The following is a 17,391-nucleotide window of genomic DNA, read 5'->3' on the forward strand; positions in this document are numbered from 1 at the left end:
ACCCCGCCGGGTTCTCCAGGAGCCGGGGATGAGAAGACTGTTCCGGTCCGGCACCGTCCTGGACCGAGCCCGGACCGAGATCCACACCGGGGTGAAGTTCCGCCGGGGCTCCCCGTGGGAGTGGCCGCACCTGGTCGCGGTGCTGTCCGACGGGCTGGCGCGCGTGCCCGGCTCCACCCCGCGCGTCGGCCGGGGCTCCACGGTCGCACCGGAGCTGAGCCGGGCCGGATTGGGTGACGCCCGCGTCGGCGCGCGGTAGGCGGAATCTCCGGCCTCTCAGCCGCGTGTGTCGGTGTTCCCGACGCCGGACCGGATGGAGTCGATCATCATGCGCACGAGCTGGTCCCCGTCGGTCTTCCACTTCTCCTTCGCCAGGTGGCCGCTGAGCTCCAGTCCGGCGATCCCGTGCGCGCTCGACATCAGCAGGGCGCCGTAGCGGAGGGCGTCCGCCTCGCCGACCACGTCGGCGACGATGGCGAGGAACGCGTTCTCCAGGCGGCTCGCGGCCTCGGCGGCCTCCGGGTCGTCCACCGGGGCGCTGAACATCAGCGCGTACAGGCGCGGTTGTCGGCGGCCGACCCCGATGAGCTCCAGCACGGCGTGCTCGAGCCGTTCGCCGGTGGTCGTGTCCGGGGCGGACCGCAGCTGTTCCACCTTGTCCGCCAGGGAGTTCCAGGCGTCGATGGCGAGCCTGGTCAGCAGGTGCTCCTTGTTCTCGAAGTGCCCGTAGGGTGCGCCGCGGGAGACCCCGGCGCGGGCCCCCACACCCCGGAGCGTCACCGCGTCGGGTCCCCCCTCGTCGAGCAGTTCGGATGCGGCGCGCACAAGGGCGCTCCGGGTCGCAGCCGCTGCTTCGGTTCGCGTCACCATGGCGCACAGTCTACTTGACAGCGTCACATCAAGACCCCACAGTGTTCGCATGACACAGTCACACGAATTGCCCGTCGATGAGAACCGCCTGCGCCGTCTGCTGGACCGCGCCGAGATCAGCGATGTCCAGCTCCGCTACGCCACGGGAACCGACTCCCGTGACTGGGAGCTGTTCCGGAGCTGCTTCACCGACGAGGTCGAGGTCGACTTCAGTGACGGCTTCGGCCAGCCCGCCGTCCGCCTCACGGCCGACGACTGGGTCAGGGGGACCGCACCGAGGATGGAGTCGTTCAAGGCGACGCAGCACATGATCACGAACCACGTGATCACCTTCGACGACGACGATCACGCCACAGGCGTGGCCTACGTCCGAGCCGGTCACCACCTGCCGAACAGCACCGGGGACAGCGAGCAGACCGTCTACGGGTACTACACGAACCGGTTCGAGCGGACCCCGGCCGGCTGGCGGATCTGCGGGGTCAAGCTGACGGCCCTCTGGATGACCGGGAACTTCGGCGTCTTCCAGGCGGCCCTCACCCCGGAGGCCGAGCCCGCGCGAGCCCACTCGGGCGGCTGACGGGCGGCCGGCACCGCACCGCCGATTCACGGGGCGCGTGATGCACCCGTGCACGGGTGGCGCGGCGCAGTGTCCGCCGGCCCTGCCGGGGCCAGGGCGGTGAAGGCCTCCGGCACCGGCCGGACCGCGATCGTCGGCACGCACGGGAGCCCCGGCCAGCGGCCCTCCGGAAAGTCGGTCAGGCCTCGACGCCGTCCACGGCCTCGCCGGCGGGACCGCTCTCCGCTCCGGGAACACTGCTGTCGGGACCGACGGTCTTGCCCATCCACGTCTCCGCTCGCCACCCTTCGGCTGGGGTGCCGGAGAGGACGACGACGCCGGTGTTCTCCAGTACGTGGGCCGACGCGAACGCGACGTCGACGTTCTCGGCGCGGGCCGCCACCCACATGCGGATGACGGCGCCGTGGCTGACCATGGCCACCGTCCGCGCCCCGGTGGCCGCGGCCTCCTCGACCACGGCGTCGAAGCGCCGGAGGGCCTCCACCCCGTTCTCCCCGCCAGGCATGCGGAGCCCGGTGTCCCCCGCCGACCAGGCGAAGGCGGTGCTCAGGTACGTCTCGGCGGCGAGCTCGTCACCCCGCATCTCCAGGTCGCCGGCGATCAGTTCCCGGATGCCGTCCCGCACCCGGACCTCGAGCCCCGTGTCGGCCGCCAGCGGTGCGGCGGTGAGCTGGGTGCGGATCAGCGTGGAGGCGTAGAGGGCGTCGATCTCCTCGCCCGCCAGCACTCCGGGAAGTGCCGCCGCCTGCTGCTGGCCCAGCGGGGTCAGCCCCGGACCCGGTTCTGCCGCGTCCAGGAGGTGCTTGAGGTTGGACGGGGTCTGGCCGTGGCGGACGAGCAGCAAGCGCATGTGAACGGATCGGTCTCCAGAGAGGGCGGTCGTGGTGGTCCCACTCTGGCATCCGTGCGACAGACCCGTGTCGGCGGGTTCCGGCAACCCGCCCTGGGCCCGGGGTGCGGGGTCGGTGGGGCGGGGCGCGGCCGTGCGCTGCCGCCTCGGCCCCGGGTCCGTACTGCGCGGTCCCGGGGCCGGGCGCGGACCCCCTGCGGCATCAGCCGAGGGGGGCGTCCTTGTCCCGCAGCACGTCCAGGACGGGGGCGTACATGCGGGACTTGATGGTGCCCATGGTGGCGGCGTCCTTGGCGGCCAGGGAGCGGGCCAGTTCGACGGCGGTGGGGCGCACGTCCTGCTCGGACACGGCCCGGTCCACGATGCCGGCCGCCTCGGCGTCGTTGCCGCCGTAGCGGCGGGCGGTCAGCATGGCCTCGTGCGCGGTCTGCGGCGCCAGACGCGCCTGGATGAGCGCCGACATGCCCGGGGTGAAGGGGATGTTGATGTCGGCCTCGGGCAGGCACCAGAAGCCGCGGTCGGCGCGCATCACGCGCAGGTCGTGGGCGAGGGAGAACATGGCGCCGGCGGCGAAGGTGTGGCCCTGCAGGGCCGCCACCGTGGGCATCGGCAGGGCCAGCATGCGCGCGAACAGGTGGTGGACGTCGGCGACGTAGCCCTCGTGGTGGTCGGCGTTGGCCATCAGCCAGTCCAGGTCCAGGCCGTTGGAGTAGAACTTCCCGGTGGCGGCGGTGACCAGGGCACGGGGACCCTGGACCTGCTCGGCCTCGTCCAGGGCGGCGTTGACCGAGGCGATCCAGTCCGGGTGGAAGCGGTTCTCGCCGTCGCCCAGGTCGAGAACGAGGACCTCGTCGTGGCGTTCGAGTGTGGGCATGGTGCTCCTTGTCGTGGTGGCGGACGGTGTCAGGGGCGGGACTGCCCCTCACCGGTGGTCCGGTGCGGGTGCGGAACGCGGGTCGGCGGGTCGTGGTCCTCCTCGCCGGAGGCTCGGAGCGGCGCGGTGCCGCGCCCGGCACGGCGCATGACCGCTGTGCCCTCGGTTGCGGCGAAGGCGGCCGGGCGTTCGCTGCGCGGCACGGGCAGCCCGCGGCTCCGGGACGGTGCGGCTCTGTGCACCGTCGCCTCGCGACCGCGGCTCCTTCCCGGCCCCATGTGCCGCCTTTCCGGACGTAGGGCTCCCCCGCTGGTGGGTATGCGCCGCACCCGGGAAGCTACCGGCAAGTAACTTATGACGGACAGCATAGAGCAGACAAGTTCACCCCGAGGCCGCGGAACCCGCGGACGCGGCCCCGCCGGGGCGGCCGGGAGGAGCGCCCGCCCGGAGCACCCCGTCCGGCTCCCGCCGGGAACCGGACGGGGAAGGGACCCGGGTCCCGGTCACGGACGGCGGCCCACGATGACGGAACTGTCCGCCCCCTCGCAGGTCACGACGTCGGCGATCAGGCCGCCCCGGATGAAGGCGGACAGCGCCGGGGGCGCCTGGTCGGGGTGGGTCTGCACCAGCAGGCAGCCGCCGGGGGCCAGCCAGGGACGGGCCCGCGCGGCGATGCGGCGCACGACGTCGAGCCCGTCGGAGCCGCCGTCCAGCGAGATCCGCGACTCGTACTCGCGGGCCTCGGAGGGCAGCAGGGCGATCTCTCGGGTGGGGACGTAGGGGGCGTTGGCGACCAGCACGTCCACACGGCCGCGCAGGGAGCGGGGCAGGGGCGCGAACAGGTCGCCCCGGTGGACGTGCCCGCCCAGGGGGGCGAGGTTGCGGCGGGCGCAGCGGACGCTGGCGGCGTCGATGTCCGCGGCGTGCAGCTCCACACCCCCGCGTTCGCTCGCCAGGGCGGCGCCCAGGGCGCCGGTGCCGCAGCACAGGTCCACGAGAACGGCGCCGGGGCGGGTGAGGGCGAGGGCCTGTTCGACGTGGAACTCGCTGCGCGGGCGGGGGACGAACACGCCGGGTTCCACGACCAGGCGCAGGCCGCGGAAACGGGCCCAGCCCAGGACGTGTTCGAGCGGGGAGCCGGTGACGCGCCGGTCGACCAGGCGTGTGAGTTCGTCGGGGGTGCGCGCGGCGGCGGCGATCAGCACCGCCTCCTCCTCCGCGAACACGCATCCCGCCCGGCGCAGGCGGGCGACGGTCTCGGAAGGTGTCGGGAGCGGCTGTGGCAAGTGGTACTGGGAGAACTGCGGAGGCAAGGGAGCCTTTCGGGGTGCCCGGGGGCGCTCCCGCGCTCACCTACGCCGTGCGAGGTGGGTGACCGCGGGGTGGAAGCGCCCGTCCTGCTGCTGCTGTGATCGGTCCCACCTCCTCGGTCGTGGTGTGCGGGGCGACATTACACCACGGGGCGCCGGCCGGGGGCCACGCGGCCGGGGCCGGCGGTCGCGTGTCGGCCCCGTCGCCGGTGAACGGCCCGGGGCACGACGCCTGCGCGCGACACCTCCGGGGGTCACCACGGGATCCGGCTGTGACCCCCGGTGGCGGCGCCGGTTCGTGAGGGCGCCGGTTCGTCCTGTTCGCGGCCCCGGGTTCGTGGCCGTGCCGCACGAGTCCTTCTCCGCGGAGCAGAGCGCCCGCTCCCCCGACGAGCTGTCGGTGGCCGACCCGAACGCTGCTTCCGGGCCCTCGCCGGCGCTCACCGCCGGAAGCGGTGCGGGGGCGCGGAGGAATCCGGGTCCGCCCGCTACGGCCGTGGGCGGACCCGGCGAACTGCGCGTCAGGGCCTGATGAGGACCTTCAGGCTCGTGCGGTCGTCCATGTCCTTGTAGCCGGCGGGCACGCCGTCCAGGTCGGTGGTGGCGTCGAAGACCCTGCCCGGCTCGATGGTCCCGTCCAGGATGTCGGGCAGCAGCTCCTCGATGTGGGCGCGTACCGGCGCGGGCCCGCCCGCCAGGCGGATGTTGTGCCGGAACAGGCTCGCGAAGCCGATCGGCGCCTGCTCGTACTGCGGGACGCCCACACGGCTGATCACGCCGCCGGGGCGCACCACACCGAGCGCCTGCTCGTAGGCGGGCATGTGTCCGACCGCTTCGAGGACGGCGTGCGAGCCGTGGCCGCCGGTGAGTTCGCGGACCCTGGCGATGCCCTCCTCGCCGCGCTCGGCGACGACGTCGGTGGCGCCGAACTCCCGGCCCAGGTCGGTGCGGTCGGTGTGGCGGCCCATGAGGACGATCTGCTCGGCCCCCAGGCGCTTGGCCGAGAGCACCGCCATCAGGCCCACCGCGCCGTCACCGATCACGGTGACGCGCTGACCGGGGGCCACACCTGCGACCCTGGCGGCGTGGTGGCCGGTGCCCAGCACGTCGGCCAGGGTGAGCAGCGAAGGGATCAGCGCCGAGTCGGGCGCGACCGGCAGCTTCACCAGGGTGCCGTCGGCCAGCGGCACACGGACCGCCTCGGCCTGGCCGCCCTCGTCGGGGATGCCGTCCCAGAAGCCGGCCTCGTGGTGGGAGCAGGAGGTCTGCAGGTTCTCCCGGCAGAACTCGCACACGTCTTCGGAGACGGCGAACGGCGAGACGACCAGGTCGCCCCTGGTGAGCGTGGCCACGTCCGGGCCGACCTCCTCGACGACGCCGATCAGTTCGTGCCCCATCCGGGCGGGGCCCTCGGCTGAGGTCATGGAGCGGTAGGGGTGCAGGTCGCTGCCGCAGACACAGGACGCGGTGATGCGGACCAGGGCGTCGGTGGGGTGTTGGATCCGGGAGTCGGGCACGTTCTCGACGCGGACGTCCCCGGCTCGGTACATGAGGGTGGCGCGCATGGTGGCTCTCTCTTTCGGTGGTGCTCTTGGTCGGGAACCGCCGGGTGCGGCGGAGGTGTGCGGGTCAGGACAGGGCGTTCGCGGCCTCGGGGCCCGCCGCCGTGTCACGGCGGCGCCGGATCACGGCCAGTGCGGTCGCGGGGATGAGCGTCAGGGCGGCGATGGCCGTTCCGACGACGAGGGGGCCCGTGGTGCCCAGGCCGGTGCCGAGGGCGATGCCGCCGATCCAGGAGGCGGCCGCGGTTCCGAAGTTGAAGGCCGCGACGCTGAGGGAGGACCCCAGGGTGGGAGCGTGGGCGGCGTAGCGGACCGCCAGCGAGATCAGCACCGGGTTCGCGCCGAGGCCGAACAGCCCGAGCAGGACGAGGAGGATCGTCGTCGGGACCGGCGCGCTGGAGACGAGGCAGAGCGTCAACAGGATCAGTGCGGTCGCCGACGGCGCGACGATCGTCACCGTGTGCGGGCGGGTGTCGCCGAGACGGCCGCCCACGACGGACCCCAGGAGTGAGCCGACGCCGAAGCCGGCGAGCACCAGTGGAACGAGGCCCGAGGGGATGCCCGTCTGCCCGGTGAGCAGCGGGGCGACGTAGGAGTACGCGGCCAGGACACCGCCGGTCGTGGCCGCGCAGGCCGCCAACGCCAGCCACAGTCGCCCGGAGCGCAGAGCGGTCAGCTCCGAGCGGATCGACACCGGCCGGTGCCCGCCGTCGCGGGGAACGTGGCGGGCGATCACGGGCATCGCCACGACCGCGAGGACCGCCAGCGCCCAGAACGTGCCGCGCCAGCCGACGAGCTGTCCGGCGAACGCGCCGAGCGGAACGCCCAGGACGGTCGCGAGCATCCCTCCGGCATTGACGACGCCCACGGCCCGCGAACCCGCTCCCGGGCCGGCGACGCGGGTGGCGACCACCGCGGCCACGGCCCAGAACGCACCGGTCGCCAGCGCGGTGAGGAAGCGTGCGGCCAGCAGCATCCCGAAGTCGCAGCCGACGGCGACGATCACGTGCCCGAGGGCGAACACGCCCAGGGCGAGCACGAGCGTCACCCGCTGCGGCATCCGCAGGGTCAGCATCGCCATGAGCGGTGCGCCCACGATCATGCCGACCGCGAAAACGGTGATGAGCATTCCCGCACGGGCGACGCTCACCCGCACGTCGGCGGCGATGCCGGGCAGGATCCCGGCCACGACGAACTCCGTCGTGAGCATCAGGAACGTTCCCAGCGCCAGGGCGTAGACGACGAAGGGGAGACGGGACGAACGGCCCTGGTGGGAAGCCCGTGTGGCTTCGTCGTGCATGGTGAACCTCGTGTCGTGGTGAAGCCTTCGCTGTCACCACCCACTTCACCGGCCGCCGCCGACGCGGAGAAGGTTGCGTTTGTGGGGGTACAACCTCAACCCCCCTGAGGCGCTCACCTGCGCCTATCGTGGGCGGCATGGACAATCGCGCGGACATCAGGGGCTTCCTCGCCAGTCGACGGGCCAAGTTGTCCCCGGAACAGGTGGGGCTTCCCCCCGGTACCCGCCGCCGTGTCCCCGGGCTGCGCCGCGAGGAGGTCGCCGTCCTGGCCGGTGTGAGCATCGAGTGGTACACCCGTCTGGAGAAGGGCCACATCGCGGGTGTGTCCGAAGAGGTGCTCGACGCGGTCGCCCACGCGCTGCGCCTCGACGACGAGGAGCGCACCCACCTGTTCGACCTGGCCCGCGCCGCACGTCCGGCCCACCGCAAGGCGACCCGCCGCCGCGAGGTCGCCCTCGCGCCGCCCGTGCAGTGGATGCTGGACTCCATCACGATGTCGGCGGCGTTCGTGCGCAACGGCCGACTCGACGTGGTCGCGACGAACGCCCTCGCCAGGGCCCTGCACGCGCCGATGTTCGCCAGCCCGACGACGGCCGCCCGCGGGCGGGCCAACTTCGCCCGCTACCACTTCCTCGACCCGGCCTCCCGTGACTTCTTCGCGGACTGGCGGGCAGGGGCCGCGATGACCGTGGCGCTGCTGCGCGCCGAGGCCGGACGCGAACCCCACGACCGGGCGCTGCGTGAACTCATCGGTGAGTTGTCGACCCTCAGCGACGACTTCCGTGCCCTGTGGGCCTCGCACGACGTGCGCATCCGCCACGACGGCGTCAAACGCCTCCACCACCCGCAGGCGGGCGATCTGGAGCTGGCCTTCCGGTCCCTGGACCTGCCGACCTCGCCGCGGGCCGTGCACGACCTCTCGCTCTACACCGCCGAACCGGGGACCCCGCACGAGGAACGGCTCAAGCTCCTCGCGAGCTGGTCCGCGCCCCGCACGGCCTCCAGGCGGGAGGACCGGGATCCGCTGACCGCTCCCGAGACCGGGTCGGGCCGGAACTGACGCCCGGGAGGTCCTCGTGGCGGGTCGAACTTCCGAAGTCCTGCGTTTGCGGAAGCGGACCGCCGGTGGGCTTCCGGGAACACACGGGCCGAGCCGCCGCACCGCACCCGCCCTGCCGGGCCACCTGGCGGCCGGGCCCGCCGCCGTCCGGGGAGCGGCGAGGGACCACCGCCGAGTCCTGTGCTGGTCCTCCTCGCCGCGTTCCGGCGCACGGGGGTGTTCGCGCGCCCGAGGAAGTCAACTGGGGTTGACCACTGGCACTAGTCAACGTAAGTTGACTCCATGGCGGACGACGAGGATTTCGGAAGCAACGGCGCACCGACGCCGATCACCGTCGACGTGGGCGGGCACGCGCTGTGCGCGCGCATCGTCGGCGAGGGCCCCACGGTGGTCCTGGAGAGCGGAGGCTCCGGCCAGGGAGTGGGCACCTGGGGCCGGGACCTGGAACGGAGGCTGGCCGAGCGGGCCACCGTGGTGACCTACGACCGCGCCGGCGTCGGCCGGTCCGGCGGAACACAGGCCGCCACCGTCACCGAGGCGGCCGACGGCCTGCACCGGCTCGTGCACGCCCTGGGCCTGGAACTGCCCGCGGTGTTCCTCGGCTGGTCCTACGGCGGGCTCGTCACCCAGGTCCACGCGGCCCGCCACCCCGGGGACGTGTCAGGGCTGGTGTTCGTGGACCCGACGGCCGCCGGAGCCCCGCCGGGCTCGGACCCGGCACGCCGCCTGTCGTTCGGCGCGGTGTCTCGGCTGCTGCGCCTGCGTGCCGCGTTCGGCGGCCGGAACGCACAGGAGCTGCGCGAACTGGCGACCACCCTGGCCGGGATGCCGCAGGCCATGGAGGAGACCGCCCGGGTGCGGCGGGAGGTCGAGCTGCCGCCGGTACCCGTGCGCGTCGTGACGGCGGGCAGACGGCCGCGTATGCCCCGGGCACACCTGGAGCACCTGACCGCCGACCACCGCGCCCTGGCCGAGCAGTCCCCGCAGGGCCGGGTCGCCGTCGCCGAGCGGGCCGGCCACCAGATCCCCTACGAGCAGCCCGAGGCGATCCTCCGGGCTCTCGACGAGGTGCTGGAGGCGACGCGGACCTGACACGCCGTCCAGCGAGAGGGCGGTTCCCTTCGGGGTGAGCCGGAAAGGGACCGCGGTGCAACGTTCTCGCTGCTCGGAGGGCAGGCCGATCCCGCCGTGCGGGGCGGTCCGGCCCCGTCCGCCCTGGTGGAGCACGGCTCCGGGGGACGAGAGGTCCCCCGGCAGGCCGTGCGTGATGCGGCTCCGGGTGGGCGCTCGCGCCGCCTTCGGTCCCGGCCCGCCCGGGAAGATCGCAGAAGGCGCGCCAGACCCCACCCGGAGCCTCCGGCCGGGGCCCGACACTGCGGGCCCCTACCGCCACAACCCGGACCGATCCTCCCCCTGAACGATCAGTCCGACAGCCGGGCCACCACGGCGAACTGCCCCGAAGCCGGATCGTAGGGGGCGCCCGCCAGGTCGCCGTGCACCTCAGCGACTCCGAACCCGCTGTCGGCCAGCTCGGCGGCGAGAGTGTCGGGCGTGAAGTAGCGGACCCAGTTGCAGAAGACCCTCGTGTCGTCCGCTGTGACGATGTCGTAGCGGTCCAGGCTCACCCGCTCGTCGTCGTACCGGAAGGTGTGCCGGAAGCCGTGGTAGGGCCGGTCCGCCCAGAACCCGCCCATGAGGTCGGGGGCGTAGACGGCCCCCTCGCGGACCGGGTCCAGTGCCGGTTCGGCGTCCACGTCGAACAGGAAGACGCCTCCGTCAGCGAGGTGTCGGCGGACCACCCCGAGCAGCCGGGAACGGTCCTCGGGCGCCATCGCGCAGTAGTCGCGCATCACCATCACGATCAGGTCGAAGCGCTCCCCCAGGTCCAGGGACAGGTAGTCGCGGCACAGGTGGTGGGCGTCCAGGCCCTCCGCCCGCGCGGTCTTCTCGGCGTGGTCGACGGAGAGCCGGGCGAAGTCCACCCCCAGCGCGTGCGCGCCGGCGCGCGCCAGACGGGTGGTGTACAACCCCGGGCCGCAGCCGAGGTCGGCCACGCGGGAACCGGCCCCCAGGCCGAAGTGCCCGACCATCCAGTCCGTGGCGCGGTCGACGAACTCGGCCCGGTGGGAGGCGGCCTCGACCTCGGGGGCGAGGTGGTTGGCGAGCATGCGCTCGGAGATGTGCGGGTCGGTCCACAGGTCCGCGGTGGTGACGAGGGCGTAGGGAGCGGGGCGCTCGGCCATGGCGGACAGGGCGGTGAAGAGAGAGTTCACGGGGTTCCTCCTGGTACGTGTGGGACCACCGGCGGGGACGCCCGAGGCGACTCACCCGGGCCCGGCGGTGGAGAAGAGCTGCGCACACGTTCAGAAGGACATGCCGGTCATCGTACCCAGCGGCCGATCCCCGCCGGCACCGGTCGATACTCGCCCGGCCCGGTGGCGAGGCCGGCGCCACAGGCCGGGTCAGCTGGTGAGCGCGCCCGGGTCAGGCATCGCAGGCCGGGTGGAACCGGTCCGAGGCCGAGGGGGGAAGATGTTCTTCGGGTCCTGCCCTGGGAAGGTTGTAGCCGGGGGCGTCGACGTCGGAGAAGCGTTCGTCCTGGTCGCTCAGCCCGTCCTCGCCACCGCCCAGCAGGGCGCCCGTCCCGTACACGCCGTCCCCCTCGTAGCGGTAGGACGCGAGGTCGGGGTGCTCGTCGTCGTCGAAGTCGACCACGCGCAGGCCGAACGTGGTCCCCAGGTCCAGTTCGTGGGTGCGCTGTCCGGTCCCCCGGTCCGAGAAGGGGCCCAGGCGCAGTTCGGCCACCCTGGAGGGGACCGGGTCGTCTCCTTCGACGGCGGCGGTGGCCGCGATCGCCAGGTCGAGCCACCCGTCGCCGTCGAAGTCGGCCACCGCCGCCATGACCTCCTCACCTGCTTCACGTGAGCTTCCGAGCAGGACGCCCGTGGTCCGCGGTTCCGCGAACCCGGATTCCTCGCCGAAGGCGATGGCCAGGTCGGTGCCTATGCCCCCGGTGCCGGAGATGCGGTCGGGGTGGCCGTCGTTGTCCACATCGGCGATCAGCCGGCCGTTGATGTCCGAACACGGTGGGAAGGCGCTGGGCCCGGACGGCTCGAGCGGTGCCGGACGGAGGCAGCCGGTGAGTGCCAGCCCCAGTCCGGCTGCCACCCAGAGTCCTCGGTGCCGTCGGCTGGTGATCATCTCGTGTGCCCGTCCTCGGTGGGGTGTCGGCCAGAAGAGAAGAGTGTCACCGAGTGCGGGGCCACCCGCAAGCCGGGCGGCCCCGGCGCGGACATCCGTGCCGGGGCCGCGCGCCGAGCGCAGCCGGCCGCTCGCCGGGGGCTGTCAGGGTGCCGGCATGAGGCCGAGGGCGGCCAGCAGCGCCGGGACGGCCAGCAGAACGAGGCCCAGCACGGCAGGTGCGCCGAGCACGCCGAGGACTGCGAAGCCCTTCCGGAGGCCGTTCCGACGTGAGTGGGAGACCGCCAGGATCCCGAAACCGGCCGCGGCCAGCAGGAAGAGGAGCACGTAGCCGACACCGGCGGCGTCGATCTGGTCGACCCCGCCCGCCAGGCCGGAAACCATGCCGACCACCTGTACGACGCTGCCCGTGGCGTACAGGCCGAGCGTCGCGAAAACCGCCCACACCGACACGGCCAGGAGAGCCGGGGGAACGAACGTCGGGCGTTTGGCGACCGACAGCAGCGCCACGGCAGCCCCCAGCGCCTTCAGCCCGACGACGAGCCAGTTCATCACGGTGATCGCGGAGCTGTAGTCGGCGTAGGCGCCGTCGGAGAAACGGTCGGTGATCTCGAAGACGACGTTGAAGACGGCGAACCCGACGCACCACAGGGCCATCAGCAGGCCGATCGCGGTCACGGCAGTGCCAGGTGGTGGAGGGACAGGGGAGCGATCGGTTGTGGACGCAGTGGAGGAGGTCATTGCAGAAGCCAACACGGATCCCGTCGTCGACGCCTCCCCCACGGGAGGGAGAACCACAGACCGCCCTCACGCCTCCGGGGGAACCACAGCCCTGCGGCGCGGTCGAGGACCGCGCCTCCGGGTACACCGACGCGTCCTCCGTCGGCGCGACCGAGCCGACACGGCACGGGTCGCCTCCCCTGCTTACCGGGTGTTCGGGGAAACCGGGCGCACCCCGGTGGCCCGTGGCCGGCCCCGAGCCGCCGGGACCCCGCGGGAGGGTCCCGACGGTCGCGCCTCCCTCAGTTCCGGGACCGAGCCGGGCGATAGGTCAGCTTGCGCAGCAGTACCTCCGCCGGGCCCCGTCGGCCCGACCGCTCCAGCACGGCCGCCCCGGCCACGGTCGCCGCCCAGGTGACCACCGCCAGCAACGACACCGACCAGCTCGACAGGTGCGCGCCCAGGCCCAGCCCCCAGGCGGCCAGTACCGGTCCCCACACCAGCGACTGCGCCAGGTACCCGCTCATCGACCGCCGTCCCAGCGCCCCGATCCACCGCACCGGCCGTGCCGTGGCCGCCGCACGCCCGCTCAACCGGTGCGCCACCAGACCGAACAGCGCCGCGTACCCGACCCCGGTGAAGATCCCGGTGACGAAGTGCACCCCCGTCAGCACCGACGCCGGGCCGAACTCGAGGGACGTGGTGTGCTGGAGGGCCAGAACCGCGCCGGTGGTCCACCCCGCGGCGATACCCCACAGCGCCAGCCGTCGCAGCAGCACCAGGTGTCGACCCGGTTCGTCCAGCAGCCGGTGCCGCGCCGCCAGCACCCCCATGAGGAAAGCCGCCGGCAGTGCGCCCTGCGCGCTGCCGGTGATCGTCTGGACCACCCACACCGGGAGCCGCACGGCCGCCGAGACAGGATAGGACGACTCGGCGATGCTGGCCCGCTGCACCTCGGCCGCCACCGCGCCGCCGGCGTCGGTCGTGGCCAGCGCGCCCGCCAGGCTGACCAGCGCGGCCAGCCCCAGCAGAACCCCGATCCAGACCTTGAGCGTGCGGTCCGAGCGGTGGAAGAACAGCGGCACCATGACCAGGCCGATCAGCCCGTACATGCCGATGATGTCGCCCTGCCAGAGCAGCAGCGCGTGCACCGCCCCGAACACGATCATCCACAGGTGGCGCCGGCGCAGCAGTCTCCGGGTCTGGACGGCGCCGGCGCCCTTGGCAGTCTGGCGCGCGTACATCTGTCCGATGCCGTAGGCGAACAGGAACCCGAACATCGTGTAGACCCGGGCATCCACCACGATCAGCGTGAAGGCCTGGGCGATCCTGTCGGCCGCACCCCCCTCCACCGGGTGCACCCCGACCATTCCCGCCTGCGCGGTGTACAGGAAGTAGGGCACGTGGGCCAGGGCGATCAGCAGCAGCATCATGCCCCGGGCGAGGTCGGGCGCCAGGGACCGCTCCGACAGCGGGGTCGGGCGCACGGGGCCGGTGGACGGCGTCGGGGGGCGATCGGGGTCGCGGATGGTCATGGGCGTCCTTTCGAAGAGGGCGTCAGTTGGCTGCGCCGTCGAGCAGCCAGGAGTAGCGCAGCCGGAGCGCGCGCTCGGCACTGCCCAGGGCGGCGCCGGCGCCGAGCGCGATGTTGAGCCAGAGCGGCAGCCGGACGGGGGAGGCGAAGGCCCCGACGGCCTCCTGGACCGGGGGGATCTGTGAGACCGGTTCGATGATCTGCAGGAGGTTCAGGCCGACGCCGAGGATGAGCAGGACCACCGAGACGGCCCCGATCCAGCGGCTCAGGGCCGGGTGCTCGCGGCCCAGGCGGGCGCGGCGCCCCGCGCCGGACCGGGGGTCGGGTATGAGCCGCCACTCCGCGCCGTCGTCGGTGACGTAGTGGCAGCGCTTGAGCCCGAAGCCGCTCGTGGCGACCGCGATGCGGCCCCCGGGCACGGGGAAGGACGCGGGGGTCTTGGACCGGGCGCGGTGTCGGCCGTCGAGGTACAGGTGTGCCCTGACCACTCCGTCCTCGGGCTCGCCCTGGTGCCGGACGTCGATCGTGTACTCGGCCTCGCGGCCGTCGTCGCCGGTGAGGCGCAGGTGGAACAGGGAGCGTCCGAACAGCTGCCACCAGCGGAAGCGCCGCAGTGCGTGTCCGTCCCCCTCCCGCAGACGCCGTGCCGCCAGTCGGTTCCGCCAGTGGTCGAGCATGCCCCTCCCCCGTCTTCCCGTGCCCCGGCCCGATCCCCACCAACACACTGTGTTGGTGTCGTCGGCAGACTAACACAGTGTATTAGTACGGTGTATTGGTAAGATGAGAGAAGGAGGTCCGATGACTGAGACGACCAGCGCGAAGACGAGTTCTCGCGACAAGATCCTGATTGCGGCCGCGGCGATGCTGGGCGAGGATCCGACGGCACGGCTGAGCGTGCGGGCGGTCGCCGCCAGGGCCGGGGTGAGTACCGGCTCCCTGCGGCACCACTTCCCGACGCAGCACGCCCTACAGGACGCGGTGCTCGCGGGGATCTACGAGACGGTGTTCCCCGGCGACCCCATCCACGACACGGCGCTGCCCGCACGGGACCGGCTGGTCGCCTGCCTGCGACAGCTCCTCGCACCCGCGACCGGCGAGGAGGCGAGGAAGACCTGGGCCACGATGTACGAGACGTACATCGCCCGCGAACCGACCGAGGAGGCACGGCAGGCCTACCTGGGCATCGAGCGCCAGATGCGGCACCGCGTGGAGCACTGGCTGTCGGTCCTGGTCGACGAGGGGGTCTTGCCCCGCGGTGACAACGCACCACGCGCGAGGTTCCTGCTCACCGTCGTCAACGGCCTGACGTTGGAGCGGGCGCTTCCGAGTACAGAGGCTCTGCTCACGGCGGAGACCGCGACCCTCTTCGCCGCTGCCGACAGCGTTCTGCGCGGCTGAGGACCATGCGCCGTGCGTCACGCGAGCCGCCCGCCCGTGAGCGTGGGCCGCTGGAGGGCGGCACGGGGTCGGCCGGTGTCCTGATCCGGCCACCGCCGTCGGTCGTCGGAAGGGTGGGACCGGGTAAGGAGCGGACCACCGTCACTCCGCGGAGGACCGCTATGCCTGTGATGTTGCTGATCGTGGCCGGGTGCGCGCTCGCGTCCGCCTGGCTGCTGTGGGTCGTGGTCGGCTCCTACAGCAAGATGGTCAGTGCCTCCCAGGAGAAGCGCCTCAAGGAACGCGACGACACACTCACGCAGGTGGCGGCGGCGACCTCCGGCGGCAGCGCGGCCATGACCCTGATCCTGCTCGGGCACGCGCACGCGCAGCCGGAGAGCACCGGTACGAAGGGCTTCCTGGCGATACTGGCCGTGTACGTGCTCGTCTGCGCCGGGTGTGTCTGGGCAACCGACCACCTGGACGGGGCCCGCCACCGGAACCGCATCCGCGACCTCCTGACCATTGCGTTGTGGGCTGCCGCCGGGGCCGCCTTCCTGGCCCTGCTCGGGGCCGTCACCGATCCAGGCGCCCGGGAGGTGGTCGGCGCCGTGGTCGGCGCGATCGGCGCGTTTCTCGAGGGTCTGCTGACCCTGGTGGCCATAGTCGTGACGGTCGTCGTGACACTCGGGTTCATGATCCTCATGAGCGGGGAGGACCAGAACACTCCTCGGCGCCCCAAGGGGATGAGCAGGCAGGTGTGGAACCGGCAGCAGCGGGAGTGGCGGGAGTACAAGCGCAAGCACGGCATCGACCGCAGCGGCGGCGCGGGCTACAGCGGCGGCTCCGGTGACGGGGGCGACGGAGGGGACGGCGGGGACTGATCGCCGTCCCGCCCGCCGGTATCTCCCCCTTCGAGCGCACCGTCGGAGGCACAGCCCCCAGGAGAGGATCTGCCGGTGGAGCCGAGAACTGCCCTGACACCACATCAGGGAGAACGGGCCCGCACCGCGCGCCTCAGTTGCAGGGGAGGGAGATCGGGTTGACCTCGTTGCCGTCGATGGAGCCTCCCCATTGCATGCAGGAACCACGCCCGTACACGTACACCGGTCCGGCGTAGCTGATGTACACGCCCATGTCCTGCTGGAGTGAGGGCGGGTCTCCGGCCCTGCGCAACCACACGTCCATGCGGACGGAGGGGCCCGGGTTGTTCCGGATGGTGACCGCGCAGTTGTAGCCGTTGGAGTTGTTGTAGGTCAGGAAGACCGTGCCCAGGTTGTTCGGCACCTGAGCGGCGTTGACGACGCCGTAGCCCGCCCCGCAGGCACCGTTGTAGCCGGCCGCGGAGGCCGGGGCTGCGGTGAAGGCTCCACCCGCGACGAGCGCGAGCGTCGCGACGGCGGTGGCGAGGCTCTTCTTGAGCAGTCGCACGAGAAAGATCCGTTCATCCGGGAGGTGAGGACGCTCGAAAGCGTAGGAAGTTTCTCCCTTCTGCAATAGTGCGTGACCATTTGCGGCCATGAGGTGACCAGCCGCGTCCCGGAGAAAGCAGGGACCCCCCGCCACCGAGGCATCCCGCGCCCATCCGCGAAACACCTGTCCCACAGGCGCTTTCGCGCGCCCGGGTGACCAGGTGGTTGTCGTCCAGGGGGCAGGGGCCATCCGTCCGGGATGCGGTGCGCCAAGCGAATTTTCGCCACGTTTCTTCCTCATCACCCCAGCGCGGACTCTTTGTGGCTGGAGCGCATCACCTGGGAGAACTGGAGCTGCGTTCGCGCCCGCCGTGGGGAGCGCGAAGCTCTACCCGATGCCCCCGCCCCGGAGTCGACGGTGTACGAGATCAACGGGCAGGAGCGGCGTTGTCCAAACGGGAAATAAGGGAACACCCGATCAGAAACCCTCACCACCTCAACGGCCCCCTCCTGGAGCGGAAGGGGTGTCACCTGATCACTTCCGGTGAGGTCCAGGTGCATTCTGACCGCCCCGATAAGAGCATTACCGGCGGTCAGAACCGTTTGATACCTGGACGAACCGCACCGGATCGCTGGGCCACTCCGCACAGCCGGATCGGTCTACCTCCTGATCTGAGGAACCGTTGCCCCAGCGCTCCTTTCCGGCTCACTTGATCCGCCCCCACTCGCGTGTGATCCGGCCG

At 72.4% G+C, this 17,391-nt stretch carries 18 protein-coding genes; 6 read left to right on the forward strand and 12 right to left on the reverse strand.

The window, feature by feature from the left end; all coding sequences use genetic code 11:
- Positions 1 to 28: 28 nt before the first annotated feature.
- Positions 29 to 259, forward strand: a complete 231-nt coding sequence (locus ACFQBR_RS22250) for a hypothetical protein (RefSeq protein WP_344177534.1) — start codon at positions 29 to 31, stop codon at positions 257 to 259.
- Between the two features lie 17 nt (positions 260 to 276).
- Here ACFQBR_RS22250 and ACFQBR_RS22255 read toward each other — a convergent pair whose 3' ends face one another.
- Positions 277 to 870, reverse strand: coding sequence for a TetR/AcrR family transcriptional regulator (locus ACFQBR_RS22255; RefSeq protein ID WP_344177536.1), 594 nt, complete (start codon positions 868 to 870; stop codon positions 277 to 279).
- A 49-nt stretch (positions 871 to 919) separates the two neighbouring features.
- On the opposite strand from ACFQBR_RS22255, the gene ACFQBR_RS22260 reads away from it, so the two are divergent.
- Complete coding sequence (locus ACFQBR_RS22260; protein ID WP_344177538.1) at positions 920 to 1,447, forward strand: nuclear transport factor 2 family protein; 528 nt, start codon at positions 920 to 922, stop codon at positions 1,445 to 1,447.
- A 178-nt stretch (positions 1,448 to 1,625) separates the two neighbouring features.
- On the opposite strand, the gene ACFQBR_RS22265 is transcribed toward ACFQBR_RS22260, so the two are convergent.
- From ACFQBR_RS22265 to ACFQBR_RS22285, 5 genes are all read right to left on the reverse strand, one after another.
- Positions 1,626 to 2,297 carry a histidine phosphatase family protein gene (locus ACFQBR_RS22265; RefSeq protein ID WP_344177541.1) on the reverse strand — a complete coding sequence of 224 codons (672 nt, stop codon included), beginning with the start codon at positions 2,295 to 2,297 and terminating at the stop codon, positions 1,626 to 1,628.
- Between the two features lie 202 nt (positions 2,298 to 2,499).
- The gene (locus ACFQBR_RS22270) at positions 2,500 to 3,171 is read right to left on the reverse strand and encodes an enoyl-CoA hydratase-related protein (protein WP_344177543.1); all 672 of its coding nucleotides are present in this window, start codon (positions 3,169 to 3,171) and stop codon (positions 2,500 to 2,502) included.
- Between the two features lie 503 nt (positions 3,172 to 3,674).
- Entirely contained in the window at positions 3,675 to 4,484 is an 810-nt protein-coding gene (locus tag ACFQBR_RS22275) for a putative protein N(5)-glutamine methyltransferase (protein ID WP_378554315.1), read from the reverse strand.
- 518 nt (positions 4,485 to 5,002) lie between these two features.
- Positions 5,003 to 6,046, reverse strand: coding sequence for a zinc-binding dehydrogenase (locus ACFQBR_RS22280; protein ID WP_344177547.1), 1,044 nt, complete (start codon positions 6,044 to 6,046; stop codon positions 5,003 to 5,005).
- A 64-nt stretch (positions 6,047 to 6,110) separates the two neighbouring features.
- Complete coding sequence (locus ACFQBR_RS22285; protein ID WP_344177549.1) at positions 6,111 to 7,343, reverse strand: MFS transporter; 1,233 nt, start codon at positions 7,341 to 7,343, stop codon at positions 6,111 to 6,113.
- A 137-nt stretch (positions 7,344 to 7,480) separates the two neighbouring features.
- Between ACFQBR_RS22285 and ACFQBR_RS22290 the strand changes: the two genes are divergently transcribed.
- Both ACFQBR_RS22290 and ACFQBR_RS22295 read left to right on the forward strand, forming a co-directional pair.
- A complete protein-coding gene (locus ACFQBR_RS22290; RefSeq protein WP_344177551.1) occupies positions 7,481 to 8,404 on the forward strand; it encodes a helix-turn-helix transcriptional regulator in 924 nt (307 codons plus the stop codon).
- Positions 8,405 to 8,686: 282 nt separating this feature from the next.
- On the forward strand, positions 8,687 to 9,496 hold the full coding sequence (locus ACFQBR_RS22295; protein ID WP_344177553.1) for an alpha/beta fold hydrolase: 810 nt from the start codon (positions 8,687 to 8,689) through the stop codon (positions 9,494 to 9,496).
- A 329-nt stretch (positions 9,497 to 9,825) separates the two neighbouring features.
- Here the strand turns inward: ACFQBR_RS22295 and ACFQBR_RS22300 are convergent, their stop codons facing one another.
- From ACFQBR_RS22300 to ACFQBR_RS22320, 5 genes are all read right to left on the reverse strand, one after another.
- Positions 9,826 to 10,677: an SAM-dependent methyltransferase gene (locus ACFQBR_RS22300; protein WP_344177555.1), complete on the reverse strand. Its 852-nt coding sequence runs from the start codon at positions 10,675 to 10,677 to the stop codon at positions 9,826 to 9,828.
- 211 nt (positions 10,678 to 10,888) lie between these two features.
- Positions 10,889 to 11,572: an FG-GAP repeat domain-containing protein gene (locus ACFQBR_RS22305; RefSeq protein ID WP_344177557.1), complete on the reverse strand. Its 684-nt coding sequence runs from the start codon at positions 11,570 to 11,572 to the stop codon at positions 10,889 to 10,891.
- A 177-nt stretch (positions 11,573 to 11,749) separates the two neighbouring features.
- Entirely contained in the window at positions 11,750 to 12,283 is a 534-nt protein-coding gene (locus ACFQBR_RS22310; RefSeq protein ID WP_344177559.1) for a hypothetical protein, read from the reverse strand.
- Between the two features lie 344 nt (positions 12,284 to 12,627).
- Positions 12,628 to 13,860 (reverse strand): DUF418 domain-containing protein, encoded by a 1,233-nt coding sequence (locus ACFQBR_RS22315; protein WP_344177561.1) that lies wholly within the window; start codon positions 13,858 to 13,860, stop codon positions 12,628 to 12,630.
- Positions 13,861 to 13,882: 22 nt separating this feature from the next.
- Complete coding sequence (locus tag ACFQBR_RS22320) at positions 13,883 to 14,536, reverse strand: hypothetical protein (protein ID WP_344177563.1); 654 nt, start codon at positions 14,534 to 14,536, stop codon at positions 13,883 to 13,885.
- Positions 14,537 to 14,657: 121 nt separating this feature from the next.
- Here ACFQBR_RS22320 and ACFQBR_RS22325 point away from each other — a divergent pair, with 121 nt between their 5' ends.
- Both ACFQBR_RS22325 and ACFQBR_RS22330 read left to right on the forward strand, forming a co-directional pair.
- The gene (locus ACFQBR_RS22325; RefSeq protein ID WP_344177565.1) at positions 14,658 to 15,257 is read left to right on the forward strand and encodes a TetR/AcrR family transcriptional regulator; all 600 of its coding nucleotides are present in this window, start codon (positions 14,658 to 14,660) and stop codon (positions 15,255 to 15,257) included.
- Between the two features lie 161 nt (positions 15,258 to 15,418).
- On the forward strand, positions 15,419 to 16,120 hold the full coding sequence (locus ACFQBR_RS22330; protein WP_344177567.1) for a hypothetical protein: 702 nt from the start codon (positions 15,419 to 15,421) through the stop codon (positions 16,118 to 16,120).
- Between the two features lie 133 nt (positions 16,121 to 16,253).
- Here ACFQBR_RS22330 and ACFQBR_RS22335 read toward each other — a convergent pair whose 3' ends face one another.
- On the reverse strand, positions 16,254 to 16,667 hold the full coding sequence (locus ACFQBR_RS22335; protein ID WP_344177569.1) for a spore-associated protein A: 414 nt from the start codon (positions 16,665 to 16,667) through the stop codon (positions 16,254 to 16,256).
- Positions 16,668 to 17,391 lie beyond the last annotated feature (724 nt).

It is taken from the genome of Nocardiopsis tropica, from assembly GCF_042660575.1.
Taxonomy (GTDB): domain Bacteria; phylum Actinomycetota; class Actinomycetes; order Streptosporangiales; family Streptosporangiaceae; genus Nocardiopsis; species Nocardiopsis tropica.